Origin of the sequence: Vibrio olivae, assembly GCF_042428525.1 — a bacterium.
GTDB lineage: Bacteria > Pseudomonadota > Gammaproteobacteria > Enterobacterales > Vibrionaceae > Vibrio > Vibrio olivae.
This window is the reverse complement of record NZ_JBHMEP010000001.1, coordinates 37,568-59,600: the sequence shown is the minus strand read 5'-3', so window position 1 is coordinate 59,600 and position 22,033 is coordinate 37,568. Positions and strand designations below refer to the sequence as shown.

General features: G+C 46.0%; 23 protein-coding genes. 3 read left to right on the top strand and 20 right to left on the bottom strand.

Going from position 1 to position 22,033, the window contains the following annotated elements; genetic code table 11:
• Positions 1-12: 12 nt before the first annotated feature.
• From ACFFUV_RS00330 to rpsB, 6 genes are all read right to left on the bottom strand, one after another.
• Complete coding sequence (locus tag ACFFUV_RS00330) at positions 13-855, bottom strand: phosphatidate cytidylyltransferase (RefSeq protein ID WP_390188931.1); 843 nt, start codon at positions 853-855, stop codon at positions 13-15.
• A gap of 16 nt (positions 856-871) precedes the next feature.
• A complete protein-coding gene (uppS, locus tag ACFFUV_RS00325; RefSeq protein ID WP_390188930.1) occupies positions 872-1,624 on the bottom strand; it encodes an undecaprenyl pyrophosphate synthase in 753 nt (250 codons plus the stop codon).
• A gap of 99 nt (positions 1,625-1,723) precedes the next feature.
• The gene (gene frr, locus ACFFUV_RS00320) at positions 1,724-2,281 is read right to left on the bottom strand and encodes a ribosome recycling factor (protein WP_390188929.1); all 558 of its coding nucleotides are present in this window, start codon (positions 2,279-2,281) and stop codon (positions 1,724-1,726) included.
• A 97-nt stretch (positions 2,282-2,378) separates the two neighbouring features.
• A complete protein-coding gene (gene pyrH, locus ACFFUV_RS00315) occupies positions 2,379-3,110 on the bottom strand; it encodes a UMP kinase (protein ID WP_390188928.1) in 732 nt (243 codons plus the stop codon).
• Positions 3,111-3,311: 201 nt separating this feature from the next.
• Positions 3,312-4,154 (bottom strand): translation elongation factor Ts, encoded by an 843-nt coding sequence (tsf, locus tag ACFFUV_RS00310; RefSeq protein ID WP_390188927.1) that lies wholly within the window; start codon positions 4,152-4,154, stop codon positions 3,312-3,314.
• 131 nt (positions 4,155-4,285) lie between these two features.
• Positions 4,286-5,014: a 30S ribosomal protein S2 gene (gene rpsB / locus ACFFUV_RS00305; RefSeq protein ID WP_390188926.1), complete on the bottom strand. Its 729-nt coding sequence runs from the start codon at positions 5,012-5,014 to the stop codon at positions 4,286-4,288.
• 364 nt (positions 5,015-5,378) lie between these two features.
• On the opposite strand from rpsB, the gene map reads away from it, so the two are divergent.
• From map to ACFFUV_RS00290, 3 genes are all read left to right on the top strand, one after another.
• Positions 5,379-6,257, top strand: a complete 879-nt coding sequence (map, locus tag ACFFUV_RS00300; protein WP_390188925.1) for a type I methionyl aminopeptidase — start codon at positions 5,379-5,381, stop codon at positions 6,255-6,257.
• Positions 6,258-6,364: 107 nt separating this feature from the next.
• Positions 6,365-8,989 (top strand): bifunctional uridylyltransferase/uridylyl-removing protein GlnD, encoded by a 2,625-nt coding sequence (gene glnD / locus ACFFUV_RS00295; protein WP_390191775.1) that lies wholly within the window; start codon positions 6,365-6,367, stop codon positions 8,987-8,989.
• Between the two features lie 118 nt (positions 8,990-9,107).
• Positions 9,108-9,491 (top strand): DUF3461 family protein, encoded by a 384-nt coding sequence (locus tag ACFFUV_RS00290; protein WP_390188924.1) that lies wholly within the window; start codon positions 9,108-9,110, stop codon positions 9,489-9,491.
• Between the two features lie 71 nt (positions 9,492-9,562).
• Here the strand turns inward: ACFFUV_RS00290 and pgpA are convergent, their stop codons facing one another.
• The 14 genes from pgpA to ACFFUV_RS00220 form a co-directional block, all read right to left on the bottom strand.
• Positions 9,563-10,078, bottom strand: coding sequence for a phosphatidylglycerophosphatase A (gene pgpA / locus ACFFUV_RS00285; RefSeq protein ID WP_390188923.1), 516 nt, complete (start codon positions 10,076-10,078; stop codon positions 9,563-9,565).
• Positions 10,079-10,086: 8 nt separating this feature from the next.
• The gene (thiL, locus tag ACFFUV_RS00280) at positions 10,087-11,055 is read right to left on the bottom strand and encodes a thiamine-phosphate kinase (protein WP_390188922.1); all 969 of its coding nucleotides are present in this window, start codon (positions 11,053-11,055) and stop codon (positions 10,087-10,089) included.
• Positions 11,056-11,163: 108 nt separating this feature from the next.
• Positions 11,164-11,631, bottom strand: coding sequence for a transcription antitermination factor NusB (nusB, locus tag ACFFUV_RS00275; RefSeq protein WP_390188921.1), 468 nt, complete (start codon positions 11,629-11,631; stop codon positions 11,164-11,166).
• Positions 11,631-12,101 carry a 6,7-dimethyl-8-ribityllumazine synthase gene (gene ribH, locus ACFFUV_RS00270; RefSeq protein ID WP_390188920.1) on the bottom strand — a complete coding sequence of 157 codons (471 nt, stop codon included), beginning with the start codon at positions 12,099-12,101 and terminating at the stop codon, positions 11,631-11,633. Before ribH ends, nusB begins: the two co-directional genes overlap by 1 nt.
• A gap of 148 nt (positions 12,102-12,249) precedes the next feature.
• Complete coding sequence (gene ribBA / locus ACFFUV_RS00265; RefSeq protein ID WP_390188919.1) at positions 12,250-13,362, bottom strand: bifunctional 3,4-dihydroxy-2-butanone-4-phosphate synthase/GTP cyclohydrolase II; 1,113 nt, start codon at positions 13,360-13,362, stop codon at positions 12,250-12,252.
• A 61-nt stretch (positions 13,363-13,423) separates the two neighbouring features.
• Positions 13,424-14,080, bottom strand: coding sequence for a riboflavin synthase (locus tag ACFFUV_RS00260; protein WP_390188918.1), 657 nt, complete (start codon positions 14,078-14,080; stop codon positions 13,424-13,426).
• 7 nt (positions 14,081-14,087) lie between these two features.
• Positions 14,088-15,182, bottom strand: a complete 1,095-nt coding sequence (gene ribD, locus ACFFUV_RS00255; protein WP_390188917.1) for a bifunctional diaminohydroxyphosphoribosylaminopyrimidine deaminase/5-amino-6-(5-phosphoribosylamino)uracil reductase RibD — start codon at positions 15,180-15,182, stop codon at positions 14,088-14,090.
• A 10-nt stretch (positions 15,183-15,192) separates the two neighbouring features.
• Complete coding sequence (gene nrdR / locus ACFFUV_RS00250) at positions 15,193-15,642, bottom strand: transcriptional regulator NrdR (protein ID WP_390188916.1); 450 nt, start codon at positions 15,640-15,642, stop codon at positions 15,193-15,195.
• Positions 15,643-15,767: 125 nt separating this feature from the next.
• The gene (locus tag ACFFUV_RS00245) at positions 15,768-17,018 is read right to left on the bottom strand and encodes a glutamate-5-semialdehyde dehydrogenase (RefSeq protein ID WP_390188915.1); all 1,251 of its coding nucleotides are present in this window, start codon (positions 17,016-17,018) and stop codon (positions 15,768-15,770) included.
• A 20-nt stretch (positions 17,019-17,038) separates the two neighbouring features.
• The gene (gene proB / locus ACFFUV_RS00240; RefSeq protein ID WP_390188914.1) at positions 17,039-18,172 is read right to left on the bottom strand and encodes a glutamate 5-kinase; all 1,134 of its coding nucleotides are present in this window, start codon (positions 18,170-18,172) and stop codon (positions 17,039-17,041) included.
• Between the two features lie 133 nt (positions 18,173-18,305).
• Positions 18,306-18,695, bottom strand: a complete 390-nt coding sequence (gene crl / locus ACFFUV_RS00235; protein ID WP_390188912.1) for a sigma factor-binding protein Crl — start codon at positions 18,693-18,695, stop codon at positions 18,306-18,308.
• A 102-nt stretch (positions 18,696-18,797) separates the two neighbouring features.
• Positions 18,798-20,045, bottom strand: a complete 1,248-nt coding sequence (frsA, locus tag ACFFUV_RS00230) for an esterase FrsA (protein WP_390188911.1) — start codon at positions 20,043-20,045, stop codon at positions 18,798-18,800.
• Between the two features lie 103 nt (positions 20,046-20,148).
• Positions 20,149-20,613 (bottom strand): xanthine phosphoribosyltransferase, encoded by a 465-nt coding sequence (gpt, locus tag ACFFUV_RS00225; protein ID WP_390188910.1) that lies wholly within the window; start codon positions 20,611-20,613, stop codon positions 20,149-20,151.
• Positions 20,614-20,673: 60 nt separating this feature from the next.
• The gene (locus tag ACFFUV_RS00220; protein ID WP_390188909.1) at positions 20,674-21,963 is read right to left on the bottom strand and encodes an NCS2 family permease; all 1,290 of its coding nucleotides are present in this window, start codon (positions 21,961-21,963) and stop codon (positions 20,674-20,676) included.
• Between the last annotated feature and the right edge of the window lie 70 nt (positions 21,964-22,033).

The following is a 22,033-nucleotide window of genomic DNA, read 5'->3' as shown; positions in this document are numbered from 1 at the left end:
AGGCCCATTACGTTAGAAACTAAAATACAGAAGAGTAAAGATAGGAAATGCTGCCGTAAGGCTATCGATACGATCTAATACGCCACCATGGCCAGGAATAATATTGCTGCTGTCTTTGATACCCGACACACGCTTAAACATACTTTCGACAAGATCCCCCAGTACTGAGATGATCACGGTCAATAAGGTAGTCACTAGCAACGCACCAAAGCTCGCAAACTGAATATCAAAATATTGAGCCGCAGCCCAACCGGCAATAAGCGCGGTGGCCATGCCGCCAAGCAACCCTTCAATGGTTTTATTCGGGCTAACATTGGGTGCCATTTTGTGCTTGCCGAAACTCTTTCCAGCAAAATAAGCGCCACTATCTGCAGCCCAAACAATTAAGCAAACAAACAGCACTAATTTGGCACCGTGATAAACGTCGCCGCTCATGTTCTCTGCACGAAGGAGAATAACACTCCAAAAAAACGGCAGTAAGGTCAAAATGCCAAAGGCATGACGTAATAGAGAAGAATGATTCCAAAGAGACGATGAACGCGGGTAAGTCACCGCGAGCACACTGGCGATGATCCACCAGATCGTTCCCAACCATAGCATCACAAAATGTGAGTGAGTTACGGCGTCTAGGCTAATGCTGTCAAAAGGGATGAAATAAAGGCTTAGCGCACTAACCACGACACCCGGAATCAACGTCATCACGCGAGACGCATCTCCGACAAACTGAGTCCATTCCCAGAAACCAATTAAGGTAATAATCGCCAAAGCGGCAATGAACAGAGGAAGAGGCAACATAAAAATGCCAGCAATAACTAAAGGCGCCAGGATAACGGCGGTTATTATTCTTTGCTTCAAATGATGAGGTCCTTGTTTAATATTCCATCAACGCCTTGACTTGCTCACCTGTACAGCCAAATCGACGCTCGCGATTCACATACCAGGTCACTGCTTCAATCAAACAGCTTTCATCAAATTCAGGCCAAAATACTGGGGTAAAATACATTTCAGCATAGGCCATCTGCCACAACATAAAGTTGCTGATTCGGCACTCCCCACTAGTACGAATTAATAAATCAACGTCTGGTAAATCAGCCATAGTTAAGTACTGAGATAACGTCTCTTCGTTAATATCTTCTGGTTCAATTTGACCAAGCTTGACGCTTTCGGCAACGCGTTTTGCGGCCTGAGTAATGTCCCACTTTCCACCGTAGTTCGCAGCGATATTAATCACCATTCCGGTATTATTCGCGGTCATCTCCTCCGCATGAGCGATTTTTTCTTGTAAACGTCGGCTAAATCGAGATTTATCGCCGATGATACGCAGCCTTAAATTATTTTTGTGTAGTTTCTTTACCTCTGTTGAAAGAACAGAAATAAATAACTCCATCAATACGCCAACTTCATCCTCCGGACGTCGCCAGTTTTCACTGCTAAATGCAAATAAAGTAACAGCTTTGATTCCTAACTTCGCTGAAGAAGAGATGGTTTTACGAACCGCGCTCACGCCATTTTTATGACCAAACACTCTTGGCTTTCCACGAGCTTTCGCCCAGCGGCCATTGCCATCCATAATTATCGCGATATGTTGTGGTAATTGTTCAGGTGAGAGTTGTGAGTTATGCATAAGAGGTTAGTCTGAGTAACAGCAAGGGACAAAGCGTAGCATAAAAAAACGCTGGGCTGCGAGCACAGCGTTTTTCATATTGAGGGAGTGTATGAAATATTAAACTTCCATCAACTCTTTTTCTTTCGCGGCTAGAGCTTCATCCACTTTTTTGATCGCCAAGTCGGTGATTTTTTGGATTTCGTCTTGCGCTTTACGATCTTCATCTTCTGAAATTTCTTTCTCTTTCAGTAGTCCTTTCAGATCGCTGTTCGAATCACGGCGAATATTACGGATAGCCACACGACCACCTTCAGCTTCGCCACGAACGATTTTCACAAGGTCTTTACGACGCTCTTCTGTCAGCGGTGGAAGTGGTACACGAATAACCGTGCCCGCTGACATTGGGTTAAGACCTAAGTCAGACTGCATGATCGCTTTCTCAACTTTTTGAGTAAGCTCTTTATCAAATACAGTGATCGCCAGTGTACGTGCATCTTCAGCGACAACGTTAGCAACTTGGTTTAGAGGCGTTGGCGCACCGTAGTACTCAACATTGATACCTGATAAAAGGCTTGGATGAGCACGGCCCGTACGGACTTTAGAAAGGTTATTTTTCAGTGCTTCAACACTTTTATCCATGCGCTCTTGAGCACTTTTTTTAATCTCGTTAATCACAATATCACCTTAATGTATGATTTTATTAGGCTTTAGCCTAGCGGGCTGAAAAGAATAGCCTGATATTTTGCTCTAAAAACAGCAGGCTAAACAGTGATTAGTCGTCTGAACTGATCAACGTTCCTTCCACTTCACCCATTACCACGCGACGCAATGCGCCTGGCTTATTCATATTAAATACGCGAATCGGCATTTTATGGTCACGGGCCAGAGTAAACGCCGCTAAATCCATTACTTTAAGCTCTTTATCAAGAACTGCATTGTAAGACAGCTTATCATACAGCTCTGCATCTGGATTGGCTACCGGGTCTGCACTAAATACACCATCAACTTTGGTCGCTTTGAGCACAACATCAGCTTCAATTTCGATACCGCGCAAACATGCAGCAGAATCGGTTGTGAAGAATGGGTTCCCTGTCCCTGCAGAGAAGATGACCACGCGTCCTTGGCGCAGCTCGCGAATCGCATCTGCCCAGTTGTAATCATCACAAACACTTTGCAATGGAATCGCAGACATAACGCGCGCATTCACGTAAGCACGGTGCAGTGCATCACGCATCGCCAAACCGTTCATTACGGTTGCTAACATCCCCATGTGGTCACCAACAACGCGGTTCATTCCTGCTTCCGCAAGACCAGCACCACGGAAAAGGTTACCACCGCCAATCACGACACCAACCTGAACCCCTAATTCAACCAGTTCTTTTACTTCTTGAGCCATACGGTCGAGAACCGCGGGATCGATACCAAAACCTTCAGAGCCTTGTAGCGCCTCGCCACTCAGTTTTAACAGAATACGTTGATACGCTGGTTTAGGGTTCGTAGTCATGGAGCTTACCTTCCAAAGTGAATTGTTTATTAACAGTCAAGAATAACGGCTTAGACTCTATCGCCTTTTTTGTCTCAAAGGTGCATCAACAAGCAGGAAATGAGCCATTATTCGTCACGGCTAAGCAAATTTTTATTTCTCTATTCACAAAAAGACCGTAGCCATGGCCACGGTCTAATTGTTGTACAACGACGCTAAAGATTAACCTTTTTGCGCTGCTGCAACTTCTTCAGCGAAGCTCATTTCTTCTTTCTTCTCGATACCTTCACCTACTTCTAGGCGAACGAAAGTAGAAACAGAAGCGCCACGCTCTTTAAGAATTTCGCCAACAGATTTCTTAGGTTCCATTACGAATGGTTGACCTGTTAGAGAAATCTCGCCAGTGAATTTCTTCATACGGCCAACAACCATCTTCTCAGCGATCTCAGCAGGTTTGCCTTCGTTCATAGCGATTTCAACTTGAACCGCTTTTTCTTTTTCTACAACGTCAGCAGGAACATCTTCTGGGTTCACGAACTCTGGCTTAGAAGCAGCAACGTGCATTGCTACGTGTTTTAGAGTTTCTGCGTCGCCTTCACCAGCAACAACCACACCGATTTTCTCACCGTGACGGTAAGAAGCAAGTGCAGAACCAGAAACATAAGATACGCGACGAATAGTCACGTTCTCACCAATTTTTGCAACTAGAGCAACGCGAGTTTCTTCGAATTGGGCTTGTAGCTCTTCAACTGTTGCTTTAGAAGCGAGAGCCGCTTCAGCAACTTGGTCTGCGAATGCAGTGAAGTTCGCGTCTTTTGCAACGAAGTCAGTTTGGCAGTTTACTTCAAGAAGAACTGCAACACCGTCAGCGTCTTTGATGATGATTGCGCCTTCAGCCGCTACGTTACCTGCTTTCTTAGCAGCTTTAGCAGCACCTGATTTACGCATGTTCTCGATTGCAAGTTCGATGTCGCCGTCAGTTTCAACAAGCGCTTTCTTACATTCCATCATACCTGCGCCAGTACGTTCGCGCAGTTCTTTTACTAGAGCAGCAGTAACAGCCATTCTCTATTCCTCAGTTTATTCTGTACGGGGTAAAAATCAGGGGCCTTAAGATTTGGCCCCTGATGCTAACTATACTTAGTTTATGCTACAACTCGGTTTCACACAGACTAAGCTTGGACACAGAGCCGCTATTATTCAGCTTCTACGAAACCGTCTTTTTCAGCAACTTCAGCAACGTCGTTGTTACGTCCTTCATTTACTGCTTCAGCAGCAGCGTTCAGGTATAGCTGAACTGCACGGATCGCATCGTCGTTACCTGGGATGATGTAGTCAACGCCGTCTGGGTTAGAGTTAGTATCTACCACAGCGAAAACTGGGATACCTAGGTTGTTCGCTTCTTTGATCGCGATGTGTTCGTGATCAGCATCGATAACGAATAGAGCGTCAGGTAGACCACCCATATCTTTGATACCACCAAGAGATTTCTCTAGCTTCTCCATTTCACGAGTACGCATTAGAGCTTCTTTCTTAGTAAGTTTATCAAAAGTACCGTCTTGAGACTGAGCTTCAAGGTCTTTTAGACGCTTGATAGACTGACGAACAGTTTTGTAGTTAGTCAGCATACCACCCAACCAACGGTTGTTTACGTAGTATTGGTTGCTTGCGATAGCAGCTTCTTTAACAGCTTCAGATGCAGCGCGCTTAGTACCTACGAAAAGAACTTTACCTTTCTTGTCGCCAATTTTGCTTAGCTCAGCAAGTGCTTCGTTAAACATTGGTACAGTTTTTTCTAGGTTAACGATATGAACACGGTTACGAGCGCCAAAGATGAATGGCTTCATTTTTGGGTTCCAGTAACGAGTCTGGTGACCGAAGTGAACACCAGCTTTTAGCATATCGCGCATTGATACAGTTGCCATTTTTAATTCCTCTATGGGGTTAGGCCTCCACATTCCCCATAACTCCGACTAGGCTTCTGCCCAGCACCCCGGAATATGTGTCGGAATGTGTGTGATTTAAAGATAAAAGTTAATGGAATTGACCCGCATCGCCCTTTCGGAAGAAAAACGGTCCAAGTTCCGGCGCGCTTTATACCATAATTCTACCCTTAGTGGCTAGAAAAAATTGTTTTGCGCACTGTTTACCCTAGCCGATTGTGGCGCATTTTCCTAAACGATTTGCCACACTTGACATAAACAAGACAAATACACTTTTTTCCCGCTTCCTGATAGAATGCGCGCAATCACACAATTGTCGTGCAATAGAATTAATAGAGAAAGTCATATGTCCATTAAAATCAAGACTCCAGAAGAAATCGAACGCATGCGTATCGCTTGTGCGCTCGCCGCCGACACGCTTGAAATGATCGAGCCTTACATCAAAGAAGGTGTAACGACAGAAGAACTCAACCAAATCTGTCACGATTATGCATTGGAGAGAGGTGCGTATTCGGCTCCGCTTGATTACCACGGCTTTCCAAAGTCAATTTGTACCTCAATTAACCATATCGTTTGTCACGGCATCCCAGCGTCACAAGATGAAGTGGGCGCGAATGGTCAAATCAAACCTGCGGTGTTGAAAAGTGGTGATATCGTTAACCTCGATATTACGGTCATTGTACCGAATGACCCTGATGCTGATCTTAGTGTGCGCCCTGAAGGCTACCACGGTGACACCTCTAAGATGTTCTTAGTCGGTGATGTATCTCCTGCGGATAAGCGTCTGTGCATGGTGACCCAAGAAGCCCTTTATGTGGGTATGCGTACAGTGAAACCCGGCTCAACCGTTGGTGATATCGGCACGGCTATCGAAAAATACATTAAAGAAAACAACAAAAAGAACCCACGCCATAAGTTCTCTATCGTCAAAGACTTCTGCGGACACGGTATTGGTGCTGAGTTCCACGATGAGCCACAAGTCGTTCACTACCGTAACTCAGACCGCCGCGTACTAAAAGAAGGGATGATTTTTACCATTGAGCCGATGATCAACGCTGGCAAGTTCGGTGTTACCGTTGATGCGGAAGACGATTGGACGGTCTATACCGGTGATGGCAAAAACTCAGCGCAATATGAACACACGATTGTCGTCACCAAAGAGGGCTGTGAAGTCCTCACCTTACGTAAAGAGGAAAGTATTCCTCGCTTTATGAACAACGCCTAGCATTTCGTATCCCCGCATCGCGGGGATATTTTTTTATCTCAACCAATTTGCTAGAGTGTGAAATATTGCATTACAACGGAAGTAAACGCATGGACGACAGTCGTATTATGCCATATCAAGCACCACTCACCTTTTCACAGCAGCAGCTCACGATTGGCGAGCTAAAATCACAACTTGAACAGTTTTCTGAGTATCAAAAAGACGCGTTTCTTCAGCATCAACCCGTCGCTGACTTAGTCTATGGGCGTGCTGAGTATATCGATATGTTACTCAATCGACTTTGGGACTTCTTTGGCTTCAACCAGCACCCTTACCTCAGCCTTGTCGCCGTTGGAGGGTATGGTCGTAGCGAACTTCATCCACTGTCAGATATTGATATTTTGGTGGTCTCGCGTAACCGCTTATCGGATGCGGTTGCGGCTAAAATTAGCGAATTCATCACTCTTCTTTGGGATTTGCGCTTAGAAGTTGGTCATGCAGTGCGTACGGTGAAAGAGTGTGCCGAAATTGGTCGTGACGATCTGACTGTCGCCACCAACTTGCAAGAAGCACGATTACTGTGTGGCTGTGAAGAAACCTTCCATCAGTTAAAATTGCTCATCCACTCTGAATCATTTTGGCCAAGTGAAACCTTTTATAAAGCCAAAGTGCAAGAACAAGTGGAACGCCACGCACGCTATCACGACACCACTTATAATCTTGAGCCGGATATCAAGTCCACTCCTGGTGGGTTGCGTGATATTCACACTCTGAGCTGGATTGCTCGCCGCCATTTTGGTGCCACCTCATTATTTGAAATGAGCCGCTTTGGCTTTTTGACGGATGCCGAATACCGAGAACTGGGTGAATGTCAGGACTTTCTATGGCGCGTGCGCTTTGCGCTGCACATTGAATTAAAACGTTACGACAACCGGTTAACCTTTGAACATCAAGCACAGGTCGCAGAACACCTAGGGTTCAGTGGTGAAGGTAATCACGGCGTTGAAATGATGATGAAAGAGTTCTACCGCACATTACGCCGCGTTGCAGAACTCAACAAAATGCTGATTAAACTGTTTGATCAAGCCATTTTGGACAATTACATCGACGAAGAACCGGAAGAGTTAAGCGCCGACTTCCTTCGACGCGGGCACCTTATCGAAGCACGAAAACCGGTACTGTTCCAAGCGCGTCCAGAAACCATCTTGGATATGTTCATCCATATCGCTAATGACTCGACGATTGAGGGGGTTTCACCGGCGACATTGCGTCAATTGCGTACCGCGCGCCGTCGGTTGAATAAGTTTTTGCATACCATCCCTGCAGCGCGAGAAAAATTCATGGCGCTGTGCAGCCATCCCAATGCGCTCAATCGTGCATTTGGGTTGATGCATAACCTCGGGGTACTCGCCGCCTATTTGCCTCAATGGAGCCAGATTGTCGGTCAAATGCAATTTGACCTGTTCCATGTATACACTGTTGATGAACACAGTATTCGCCTGCTTAAGCATATCAACATGTTTAGCTACGAAGAAAATCATGAACGTCATCCGATTTGCTGCGATATCTATCCGAAAATGCAGAAAAAAGAGCTGCTGATTTTGGCTGCCATTTTCCATGACATTGGTAAAGGCCGAGGGGGCGATCACTCAGAAATCGGTGCAGAAGAAGCTTATGACTTTTGCCTTGAACATGGATTGTCCAAACCTGAAGCCAAGTTGGTTTCATGGTTGGTTCGCCATCACCTCTTGATGTCCGTGACCGCACAGCGCCGCGATATTTACGATCCTGAGGTCATTACCGAATTTGCCAAACAAGTTCGTGATGAAGAGTACTTGGATTATCTCGTGTGTCTTACGGTGGCTGATATCTGTGCTACCAACCCGGAGCTTTGGAACAGTTGGAAGCGTACACTGTTAGCCGAACTTTATTATTCCACCCAGCGAGCACTGCGCCGTGGGCTTGAAAACCCGGTTGATGTCCGCGATCGTATTCGTCACAACCAACAAATGGCCTCAGCGCTATTGCGTAAAGAAGGCATCGCCGCTCAAGATATTGAACGCCTATGGAAACGCTTAAAAGCTGACTACTTCTTGCGTCACACTCATAAGCAAATCGCCTGGCACTGTAGCCACATTCTGGCACATGAAAACCCTGACCAACCGATGATTCTGGTTAGCAAAAAAGCAACGCGTGGTGGCACTGAAGTGTTCGTCTATTGCAAAGACCAACATGCCTTATTTGCGACCGTCGTTGCCGAACTTGATCGACGAAACTTCAACGTTCACGACGCCCAAGTCATGACCAGCAAAGATGGGTTTGTACTCGATACGTTCCTCGTCCTTGATCAACAAGGAGACTCGATTGAAGAGAGCCGACATGAAGTGTTGATTAACCAGTTAATGGCAGCACTAAAACAAGGGCGTACTCAGGAACTGCGCACTCGGCGAATTCCTCGCCAACTGAAACACTTTAAAGTACGCACCCAAGTGGACTTTCTGCCAACGCGCAGCAAAAAACACAGCTTATTGGAATTTGTCGCGCTCGATACGCCTGGGTTACTCGCTACCGTTGGTGAAACCTTTGCTGATTTTGGCATTCATCTTCACGGTGCCAAAATCACAACAATGGGTGAGCGCGCGGAAGACTTGTTCATCATAACCAATGAAAGCGGATTAAAATTGGATGAAGACCAACAGCAGAGTTTACGTGAACGTTTGATTGAGAACGTGGCGGAGTTAGCACCAAATTAAGCGCGATCTTGCCCACAACTTGTTATGTTGCACGAAAAATCAGCTAGGTGAGGCGAATATAGGCTGCTAAAGTAAGGTTATAGAAGATTATTTTAATCACTCAACGTTGAGGTAGCCTATGTTTCCACACCTCTCGGCTCTTGGGATACAAGATCCGCAACAAATTGAGCGTTATAGTCTACGCCAAGAAGCGCATAAGGATGTGTTGAAGATTTACTTTCTCAAACAAAAAGGGGAGTTCTTCGCAAAAAGCGTCAAGTTCAAGTTTCCACGTCAAATTAAAAATGTGCTGGTTGATGGAGGCAGTCACCAATACCGGGAAGTCACGGAAATCAGTCGTAACCTAACTTTAGTGATCGATGAATTAAATCAAATCACCAAGCCAGAAACGTTATCTGAAGAAGACATTAAACGTAAAATTCTCGCGGATTTAAGCCACTTGGAAAATGTGGTTTCCAACAAAATTGCCGAGATTGAAGCGGATCTTGAAAAACTGAAGTGATGCATAATGAACAAGATAAAGGCTCCTGTTAGGAGCCTTTTTATATTGCCATTTACCTGTCATCGTGGCCTCTACAGCCAGAAGTAAGCACCGACACCATAAAGGACAATACCAGAGACAATACCGGCTACAATGTCATCAACCATAATGCCAAAGCCACCGTGGATATTTTTATCAAACCAAGAGATAGGCCATGGCTTCACCATGTCAAAGAAACGGAAAATGATAAAACCCGCAATAGGCCAGCGCCAATCCTGTAATGGCACGCTCAGGAGCACAACAGGTAGCATGGTTAACCAAAAACCCACAAACTCATCCCAAACAATGGATCCATGGTCATGAACGCCCATGTCGTCAGAAGTTTTCTGACAAATTGTCACCCCAACAAACGAAGAAATGACCACCACGGCGAGGTATACAGTGATAGGCAAACTCGCGAGTATGAAATAAAACGGGACGGCAGCCAGTGTTCCCATCGTTCCTGGCACAACAGGCGACAGCCCACTGCCAAACCCAGTCGCTAACAGGTGCCAAGGATTACTCAAGCGAATTCGTTGCTTTGGGTTGTGTGATACTGAAAAATTCATCGCGTTCTTTAAGCTTTAAAGTGGTCGAAACCGTCGAGTTGCCAATCCACGACTTGACCTTGGTTATGTAATTCAAATACGCCATAGGGACGAATCTGGCCGATGCATGTGACCTTAACGCCGCAATGAGCCAGTGCGCTTTCTATCATCCCTTTGTTTTCTTCAGGAACAGTGAAGCACAGCTCATATTCTTCTCCGCTGGTAAGCGCATACTGCTGCGCAGTGCTACGGCTACCAACAAACTGCAGCAATTCGGAAGACAAGGGTAACAGGCTAACATCTATCGTCGCGCCAACTTGTGAACGCGTTAAGATATGCTGTAAGTCGGCAATTAAACCATCGGAAATATCAATCGCCGAATTGGCTAAGCCGAGTAATGCCTGCCCGACTAACACTCGAGGTGTTGCGCGATAGTGACGCTGCTCTAGCACTTGTGCATAGGGTTTATCGGCCAATGACTTATCAAGAATGACATCTAACCCCGCTTTACTGTCGCCGAGTTGTCCCGTCACGTAAAGCCAATCACCATTTTTAGCTTGAGAACGCGTGAGCGACTTACCCTCTGGTAGCGTTCCTTGAACGGTTAGCGTAATACTTAATGGGCCTTTGGTGGTATCCCCACCAATAAGCTGAATACCAAAGTAATCCGCAAGCTGAAAAAACGCCTCACTAAAAGCTTCAAGCCAAGTTTCATCAACAGAGGGTAAAGTTAAAGCGAGCGATGCCCAAGTGGGTGTTGCTCCCATGGCAGCAAGATCACTAATGTTCGCAGCTAGCGCCTTATGAGCGACCCAAGCCGGATTTGCATCAGCAACAAAATGGGTACCACATACTAAGGTATCCGTCGTGATAGCAATCGCAACGTTGTCGCCAGGTTTCACTAACGCACAATCATCCCCTGCAGCCAGCAGTACATCTTTACGATTGGTTTGGCGACCGACGAAATATTTGTCGATCAGAGTAAATTCACCAGACATGTTAAAGTCTCAAAAAAGATCTTAAGCGAATACGTTGTCTGATGCCGATATCGGCATCAAGCCACATAAAAAAGGTCAGCAGTTGCTGACCTTTTTCTTCATCTTCAATTATTTTTTGCGCACATGCGGTGCGGCTTTATCCAGCACACCATTGATGAACTTGTGGCTTTCTTCAGCAGCAAACACCTTTGCCAACTCTATGGCTTCGTTAATCACCACTTTGTATGGAACATCATCTCGACGTGTCATTTCATACATGGCTAAACGTAGCAATGCCAGTTCCATCATATCCAAATCTTGCATTGGACGAGAGGTATATGGACGAATTTTGCTATCGAGCTGAGTGTGACTAAGCACTACGCCTGTTAGCAGATCACGGAAGTAAGCGACATCTGTATCGGGTGCAGAAAGTGCAGGTTCAGAAGCATGGTTTTCTTCTTCATCATACTTATCACCGGATAAGAATTGCTCTTCGATTGTGGCAACATTTTCGTTGGTAATCTGCCAAGAATAGATTGCTTGTAAAGCGAATCGACGTGCGTTACGACGTGCGGCTGGTTTCACACTGGCCCCCATTAGGAATCAATTTCTGAAAGAACATTAATCATTTCAAGTGCGCTTAGTGCAGCCTCTGCACCTTTATTACCAGCCTTGGTTCCTGCGCGCTCGATAGCTTGATCGATAGTATCAACAGTCAAAACACCAAATGCGACTGGAAGACTAAATTCCAATGACACTTGCGCAAGACCTTTATTCATTTCACTACAAACATAATCAAAGTGTGGAGTACCACCGCGGATCACACTCCCTAAAGAGACAATCGCATCATATTTTTGTGTTTTCGCAACACGCTGAGCTACCAAAGGCAATTCAACCGCACCCGGGCAACGAACGACGGTAATGTTATCATCGCTAACTTGACCGTGACGCTTTAAAGTATCGATTGCACCAGACAATAGACTTTCGTTAATAAAACTGTTGAAACGAGAAATAACGATAGCAATTTTTGCATTTGGCGCTGGGAAGCCACCCTCGACCACTTTCATAAGCCTTCCTTTAACTATGTTCATCAAGTGAGAATCGCCGGATTCTAGCACAATTTTGTGAGCAATATCTAATGATATTTCGCATTGGAAACCGCTTTAAATCAGGCGTGACAATAAATGGAGAAGGAAGCAAAGAGCTTCCTTAACCTTATTCGCAGATGTATTCCACGACATTCAAACCAAAGCCACCCAGAGCGTGGTACTTTTTATTCGTCGATGATAATAAGCGCATATCACTGATGCCTAAATCCGCCAAAATTTGCGAACCCACACCAACACGGCGCGAGGTGCCTTGCTTTTTGGCTAAAGTCGGCGCTTCACCTTTGTCTTGCGCTTGGAACATCTTAACGCGATGAATAAGAAGCTCTGGAGACTCTTCGTTACCCAGGACAATAAGCACACCGCCTTCCTCACCAATACGTTTCATGGCTTTTTCCAGTGTCCAACTGCGTTCGGCATTGCGGTCACTGCGTAGCAAGTCAGTAAATGTATCTTGAAGGTGGACACGAACCAATGGCGCCGGATCAGAAGAGACCTCACCTTTACACATCGCATAGTGAACTTGGTTATCAATAACATCGCGGTAGGTCACTAATTTAAACTCACCAAATTCGGTGGGAAGGCGACACTCGGCAACGCGCTCGATGGTGGTTTCTGTGTTGTTGCGATATTCAATCAAATCAGCAATGGTGCCTAACTTGACATCGTGCTGCTGGGAGAACACTTCAAGGTCAGAACGGCGCGCCATCGAGCCATCGGCGTTCAAAATTTCAACAATCACCCCAGCGGGTTCAAACCCAGCCATACGCGCTAAGTCACAGCCGGCTTCGGTGTGTCCAGCACGAACTAATACACCACCATCTTGCGCGGCCAGTGGGAAGATATGCCCGGGTTGAACCAAATCAGACGCTTGGGCATCTTTGGCCACTGCAGCTTGTACCGTACGCGAACGATCGGCCGCAGAGATACCAGTGGTCACGCCCTCAGCCGCCTCAATCGAAACCGTAAAATTGGTGGTGAACTGTGCATTGTTATCTTGAACCATCGGAGGAAGTCCAAGGCGTTCACAGCGCTCTTTGGTCATGGTCAAACAAATCAAACCTCGACCGTGAGTCGCCATAAAGTTGATCGCTTCTGGCGTAACGCACTCCGCCGCCATGATCAGATCACCTTCATTTTCTCTGTCTTCGTCATCCATCAGAATGACCATTTTTCCTAAGCGAATATCTTCAATAATTTCTTGTGGCGTACTAATTGGCATCGTGTTGTTCCTATTCGTGGAAAGCGGTCAATAAAGCCTGTTGTCGCGAATCAAAATGGGGTTAGGCAAAACCATTTTGTTGTAAAAATTCCATGGTGAGTGATGATTTAGGCTGCGACTCTTGCTGACGAGCCTCAAGCAAACGCTCCATATAACGAGCGAGAACATCCACTTCGAGATTCACAATGCGCCCAACATGGAAATGGTCAATGGTCGTCTCCGCCGAAGTATGAGGGACGATGGTTAATTTAAACGCATTCTTGCGTAGGTCATTCACCGTTAGACTAATGCCATCAACGGTAATGGACCCTTTTTCGGCGATATAACGACTGATTTCTTCAGGCACGGCCACCCAGAATTCAATGGCACGACCCACTTGATGACGCTCAATGATTTCACCGACCCCATCGACATGACCAGAGACAATGTGCCCACCAAAACGCGTGGTAGGCAACATCGCCTTCTCTAGATTTACGGCATCACCCACTTGGTAGTGCGTGAACCCGGTTTTTTTCATCGTTTCTAACGATAGATCCGCGCTGTAGCTGTTGTCGTCGAAATCAATCACGGTTAAGCACACGCCATTGGTAGCAATACTATCGCCAAGTTGGACATCAGACATATCCAAATGACTGGCGTCTACCGTAATCGTAATATCTTCACCCTTTGCAGTGATCGCTTTTAGATGACCAACAGCTTCAATAATTCCTGTAAACATAGTGACTCTATCTTGTTTTCGGTGTAGCAATAATACGGATATCCGCACCGACTTGACGAACGTCTTGAAATTCCAGTTCAGGAACCTCAGTCATCTTAGTCAGTCCTAACCCAGCAAATATACCTCGGCTATCGCCTCCCATGAGCTTCGGCGCTAAGTAAATAATTAACTCATCAACCAACTGCTCTTGGAGTAAACTGCTGGCAAGCGATGCGCCTGCTTCAACCCAAATATGCTGGATATTATGCGCTTTTGCCAACTCAGCGAAAAGAGCTGAGAGAGAAATTTGTCCATTGGGGCCCAGTGACGCCGATATATCCCCTTTTTCACCGACCACAAGAATCTCTCCTTGTGTCTGAAATAACTTAAGTTGCGGCGAAAGCTTTGCTTGCCGATCCAAAATAACACGGACGGGCTGACGTAAATCTTGCTGCTGGTATTGCGCTTGAATAGATTGGGGGAGCTCGTGCCAACGTACGGTCAACGAAGCATCATCATCACTAACGGTTTTTTGGGTCGATAAAATAGCGCCAGCCTGAGCACGAAACTGCTGTACATCACGTCTTGCCGGTGGGGAGGTGATCCACTGGCTTTGACCGTTAGCAAGCGCACTTTGCCCATCGAGACTGGCAGCCATTTTTAACTGCACAAACGGCATGCCGCTTTCCATACGTTTGAAGAAACCGCGATTGAGTTGATATGCCTCTTGCTCTAAAACACCGACTTCAACCTCAATCCCAGCTTGGCGCAGCATGTCAATGCCTTTTCCGGCAACCTGAGGGTTGGGGTCTCGCATTGCACACACCACTTTCGCCACTTTCGCGTCAATTAAGCCGAGCGCACACGGTGGCGTGCGACCAAAATGCGAACAGGGCTCAAGAGTGACATAAGCCGTGGCTCCTTGTGCTCGCTCCCCTGCCATTCTTAGTGCATGCACTTCAGCGTGAGGCTCTCCTGCACGAAAATGAAACCCCTCGCCGACAACCTCCTCACCTTGGGCGATCACACAACCAACATTAGGATTTGGCGCCGTGGTAAAACGCCCCTTTTTAGCCAGCGTTATTGCTCGAGCCATCATTTGAAAATCGAAAGGCGTAGCCATGATGTTCCTGTTAATCTTCGAGTTTAGCGATCTCTTCACCAAACTCTTTAATGTCTTCAAAGCTGCGATATACCGATGCGAAACGGATATACGCGACTTTATCTAATTCTTTTAATTGGTCCATAACTAGATTACCAATCATCTTACTCGGTACTTCTCGTTCTCCGGTCGCCCGTAACTGAGATTTAATCATGCTAATCGCAAGCTCTATGGCATCAGCACTGACTGGGCGTTTTTCAAGTGCCCGTTGAATGCCCCCAGCCATTTTGTCTTCATCAAAAGGCTCTCGGTTGCCATTTGACTTCACGACTTTTGGCATCACAAGTTCAGCCGTTTCAAAGGTAGTAAAACGCTCATTACACGCCAGACACTGACGCCTACGGCGCACTTGATGGCCATCAGCGACCAGACGAGAATCGATCACTTTGGTATCGTTCTCAGAACAAAAAGGACAATGCATATCACCTCCACATTATGCAACAGCTTGTTTTCACAAGTCGCTGGCTAGTTTACCGGAATTGAGAATGCGAAGAAAAGAAAAAGGGGCATTCCGCCCCTTTTTTGCTCACTGATGAAATGATTTTGTTAACTGCGCGACAAGTAATCCGCTTTGCCCACCCACTTATAACTGGTGAGTTCCTCCAATCCCATCGGCCCTCGAGCATGTAGTTTTTGAGTGGAAACAGCCACTTCTGCGCCAAGCCCGAATTGTGCGCCATCGGTAAAACGCGTCGACGCATTGACATAAACCGCGGCAGAATCCACCGAGTTAATAAAGCGCTCAGCGCTATTAAGATCGTTGGTCATAATCGCATCAGAATGGCTCGCGTTATGTACTCGCATGTGTTCAATGGCTTGGTCCAAATCCTCGACGACTTTCACTCCTAAGGTGTAACTCAGCCATTCGGTATCAAAGTCACCGACTTGCGCCTCACGCCATTGCTTCGCACCAGTAATTAGAGCTTGAGCAGAGCTATCAGCCACAAACGTTACGCGATCTTGCAGTCGCGCCACCAGCTGCGGCAAAAATTGCTCAGCCACTTGGCGATGAACCAACAACGAATCGAGCGCATTACATGCAGAAGGGCGCTGAGTTTTAGCGTTATCGACGACATCAAGAGATTTGACTAAGTCTGCGCTTTGGTCGACAAAAATATGACTGATACCAAAACCACCGATGATCACAGGAATCGTACTGTTTTCTTTACACATTTTGTGAAGACCAGCACCGCCACGAGGAATAATCATGTCAACGTATTGGTCGAGCGTCAGTAGCTGAGAGACCAATTCACGATCAGGTTTTTCAATGTATTGCACACATGCTGCTGGTAGCTTGGCTTTGGCTAACGCGGTTTGAATCACATTCACCAACTCCATATTGGAATAGAATGTCTCTTTACCGCCTCGTAAGATACTGGCATTCCCAGTTTTTAAGCACAGAGCAGCGATATCAATCGTGACATTCGGGCGAGCTTCATATATCACGCCAACGACCCCAAGTGGGACTCGACGGCGAGCTAATGACATCCCGTTTTCAAGCACTTTATGGTCTATTTCACTGCCGACCGGATCATTCAAGCTGATGACGTTGCGCACATCGCTGGCGATAGCGTTCAGACGCTCTGTGTTGAGTAGCAAGCGATCAAGCAATGCCTCACTCAGCCCGGCTTCACGGCCAAGTTCAATATCTTTACTGTTGGCCGCTAAAATCTGCTCTGAATTGGCTTGCAGTTCATCAGCAATGATCGCCAATGCTAGATTCTTTTGTTGTGTTGAGGCCGTTGCCAGAGCGAACGCCGCTTGTTTTGCGGCTTTGCCCATGTTGATTAAATCCACGATACGTTCCCTTATTTCGATTATTCTTGAATCACGACCAAATCATCACGGTGAATGACTTCTGAACCATAGTCATAACCTAAGATCGTCGAAATATCCTTGCTGTGTTTGCCGATGATTTTACTTAAATCTTGGCTTGAGTACGCCGAAATACCCCGAGCGATTAAATGCCCTTCGCCATCACAGACTCGAACAACTTCACCGCGACCAAACGAACCTCGGGTTTCAAACACACCTTTTGCCAATAAGCTACTGCCCTTAGCCACTACCGCCTTAACCGCTCCGGTATCAATTAAAATATCGCCCGAGGCCGATGGACCAGCGAGAATCCAACGTTTACGATTTTCTAGTGACTCTGTGCATGGCAAGAATTTTGTGCCATTGGGCTTATCACTCAATGCATCGATGATGACATTCGGCGCACTGCCTGCAGCAATCATCACTTCGATTCCAGCTCGACGCGCGATATCCGCAGCTTGCAGTTTGGTCGCCATGCCGCCAGTACCGAGGTTGGTGCCACTGCCACCTGCAATTTCACGCAAGGTATCATCAATGGTTTTGACCTCTTTAATCAGCTCTGCGTTTGGGTCTTTTCGAGGATCAGCGGTGAACAAACCTTTTTGATCGGTCAATAACAAGAGTTTATCTGCGCCACACAAAATCCCCACTAGTGCGGACAAGTTATCGTTGTCACCAACCTTGATTTCATTGGTTGCAACGGCATCATTTTCGTTAACGACAGGAATAATACCGTTGTCGACCAATGCATTAACGCTGTCACGCGCATTTAAAAAGCGCTCACGGTCTTCAAGGTCGGCTCGAGTTAACAGCATTTGACCAATCTTGATTCCGTAAATCGCAAACAGTGACTCCCAAACTTGAATAAGTTGGCTTTGCCCAACTGCCGCCAACAATTGTTTGCTGGCGACGGAGTTGGGCAGTGCGGGGTAACCTAAGTGTTCACGGCCTGCGGCAATAGCGCCTGATGAGACCAAAACCACTGAGTGGCCTAATTTTTTTAACACAGCGCATTGGCGCGCAAGCTCAACCATATGAGCTTTATTAAGTGCCAATGTCCCACCGGTTAAAACACTGGTTCCTAACTTCACAACCACGGTTTGTGATTGAGAGTCTTTTCCGCTTTTTTTATTCATGTTGGTTTATAACTACACTGAGAAAAATAGATGGGTGAGAGCTGATGTTTTATCAATCCAGTTGGAAATTAACAAGAAGAAAAGGTGCATAAATGCACCTTTTTAGTAATAAGGAAAAAATACGAGCGGTTATTTAGACAAATTCGCAGGAATCGCTGTGAAGTTCTACTGTCATTTCAAACTTGTCGCTTAATGTATCGGTTAACTTGGTGTGAAATGCTTCTTGCGTACGTTTGACCTCTTTCAAGGCCGCAGCAGAAATCTCACATGGAACCCAATCGCCTACATCGTTATATAAACCGATATGGTATTTAGCCACGCAGTGATGCTGGTTTTGTTCAAGTTCTAACCACCACCCCCAGAACTCACGCTCCTCTGGTGATTTCTTTTCATCGACACACACCGACAGACAATCAAATAGATAGAAGCCATCGCGACACTGCACCTCTCGCAAATAGGGCCCTACCGCGCGGAGTGTGGATAGCAAACGGTAATGTGTTGGTAACTTGGTCACTTCTGACATATTGACTCTCCATTTCAAATGTTAAGAATGACAATTATTATTATTTATCAGGAATTTATTATTATTCCGTATACATCACTGTTAACTAATTTAGGAGGTTTGTCATCTAAATAGCTCGTCTTCTAACCATTTTATGGCTAAATCGAGGGATTGCTCATATCCTTTTGTAATTGTTTGAGAACTGATTTTCTTCGCTTGACCATGGTGACTGAACAGTGCCACCAGCTTATTATCAGAGAACGGTGACACCGGATCCCCTTCCAAACTCAAAGATAAAATCGGCACTTTCGTTCTTCTACCAGAAAGAAACCCCTGTACTTTCAGTGACCAAGCAACCAACTGCCCAGCAAGACTATCAATATCTACCCCATTTTTATTTAGGCGATTGGCCAAAATATCGAGATACATCTTACTCATGAGCTTCATTTTTGTCGGCGATGAGAAGATATCGTGAATCGGCGCACCCATTGAGACACACGCTTTAATCTTCTCTTGCTCTAAGAATGACAAGCGCACCATCGCATTGCCACCAAACCGAAAGCCGATTAGGCCGACACGATGGTGATCAACCCAGGGCAATTTAGGCAGTTCATTGAGCACCGCTTGGTGCAAACAAGAGGTATCTTCAGACAGCGGCCATTGGCTACTATGCCCAAGCGCCGGCATATCAACCGTTAACATCGCAATATCACGTTCAGCCAAGTGATCACGAAACAGCCGCCACATATCGGTTTGTAAACTGTCGAGACCCGCACTGACAATAACTACGGGTTTGGGCTTATCGGTATTCGCCAGATGCAAATTGGCAGTAATGGTTTTATTTTTGTACGGAATCTCTATAGGTTTAATGACGTAGCGCGTATGCTTAGCGGCCTGTTGATATGCATTATTGGCTAAGGTTTGTGCTTGCAGAGCGAGGTTATCATTTTTCAGGTGCGGGTAACCGGCAATGCTAAAACACAAAGAGGCGCGAAACAGCTCATCGGCTGCCGCCTCACCGTCTAAGTCATCAGCCTGCTTTTGATGCTGCATGCCAAGGCGTGTCCACTCGTAAGCCCAGTTTCCACCGTGATAGCCCATAACAGTATCAAGCAGTTCATCATTGGTACGTGAATGCGTTGAAGAGGCAATTTTTGCCAGTACCGCTTCTTGTTCTATGGGGTCAATTCCCTGCCAAGCCCACTGCAATCTTCGTAGATTACGGTACCATTTGCGACCTTCTTGCTGCTGTTTTTGCTCAAGTACCGCAAGGCTACTTGGCATGTATTGGGTCAGTGCCGATGTTTCCTTTGCTTGTTTGTGTTTCGCAAACAAGGTTTCGGAAAGATTCTTACTGGTGGGTTCTGACATAGTATCGCCTTAGAAGATGGACCGAAGTGTTTATACTAATAAAAAAAATGACCCATGAAAGGGTCATTTTTAAAAAACTAAGCTTTTGAAAAAGCAAGATTGCTTATTTACGCTTACGGTTGATTGGCTCAGCAAACTGAACAACCATATCCCACGGTTGTTCAATCCATGTATCTTGAGCAATATCGACAATGTATTCGTCAACCAGCTCACGGCCTGCAGGTTTGGCGCAGACAGTAACAAATTTCGCTTTTGGATACATTTCGCGAATTTTACGGGCTGTATCACCACTATCAACTAGGTCATCTACGACTAAGAAACCTTCACCATCGTGGTCCGGTGCTTTAAGTACGCTCATATCACGTTGATGGTCATGATCGTAACTTGAAATACACACAGTATCGACATATCGAATGCCCAGTTCACGTGCCAAAATAGCAGCAGGAACCAAACCACCACGACTTACACCAAGAATTCCTTTCCACTGTTCAGCTGGCATTTGTTTTTCAGCTAGCTGACGACAGTAAGTCTGCATATTGTCCCAAGTAATAACGAATTTGTTGCTCATTGAAGTAACCTAATTAAATACATTTAGGGCCTGAAAACTGTGTCCAGGCCCGTCGAGCGTTTACGCGAAAATCAGTTTCGCGACGAAAACAGCTGACATCACCCAAACGCTAAGTGAGATTTCACGGCCTTTACCACTCAATACTTTAATAGCAGTATAAGAGATAAAGCCAAGAACGATACCTTCAGCAATGGAATAAGTCAGCGGCATTAGCAAGCAAGTAACCACAACAGGAGCCGATTCTGTCAGATCACGCCAGTCAATGTTGACCAGGCCTGAAAGCATCAAGATCGCAACGTAAAATAACGCGCCTGCGGTTGCATATGCGGGGATCATACCAGCTAATGGTGAGAAAAACAGTGCGAGAAGGAACATTACGCCAACAACAACCGCCGTTAAGCCCGTACGTCCACCTGCGGCAACACCTGCCGTACTTTCTACGAATGAGGTGGTGTTTGACGTCCCCAATAACGCGCCGACTGACGTCGCGGTTGAGTCAGCAAGCAGTGCCTTATTCAAGCGAGGGATTTTGCCATCTTTACCAATCAGATCGGCTTTTTGCGCGACACCAACCAGCGTGCCCGCTGTATCAAATAAATCCACGAATAAGAAGGCGAAAATGACTGAAATCATGCCAACTTCAAATACCGCAGAGAAATCAAGCTGAAGGAAAGTCGGAGCAATACTTGGTGGCATAGACACCACGCCATGCCATTCAACATCACCAAAAATCATTCCGAGAATAGAGGTAATTAGAATCGCAATCATAACCGCGCCACTGACACCGCGGTACACAAGTCCGATAGTAAGGAAGAAACCGACAGCCGCTAGAATCACAGGGACAGATGTAAAGTCACCGACAGAAACTAACGTGGCTGGGTTATCCACTACGATTTGTGCATTTTGTAGTGCGATAAAGGCCAGGAATAAACCAATACCTGCAGAGATACCCGTGCGCAGAGACATCGGAATTGAGTTGATGATCCACTCGCGAATCTTAAACAAGCTCAAAAGAATAAACAGCACGCCTGACACAAAAACCGCCGCCAAAGCGACTTGCCATGTGTAGCCCATACCGAGTACAACTGAGTAGGTAAAGAAGGCGTTTAGCCCCATACCTGGAGCTTGAGCAATGGGGTAGTTAGCAACAACACCCATAATAAAACAGCCAATTGCAGCGGCCAAACAAGTCGCAACAAATACTGCGCCTTGATCCATCCCCGTGGCTGATAAAATCGCCGGGTTAACAAAGATAATGTACGCCATTGTCAGGAAGGTAGTAATACCTGCAATGACCTCAGTTTTCACATTCGTGCTGTGTTCACTGAGTTTAAATAGCTTTTCAAGCATGATTTAAATCCTATAAATCCTGTAAAGAGAGAGTAAAACGGTTGCGTAATCGATTGGCGGCGATTATAAA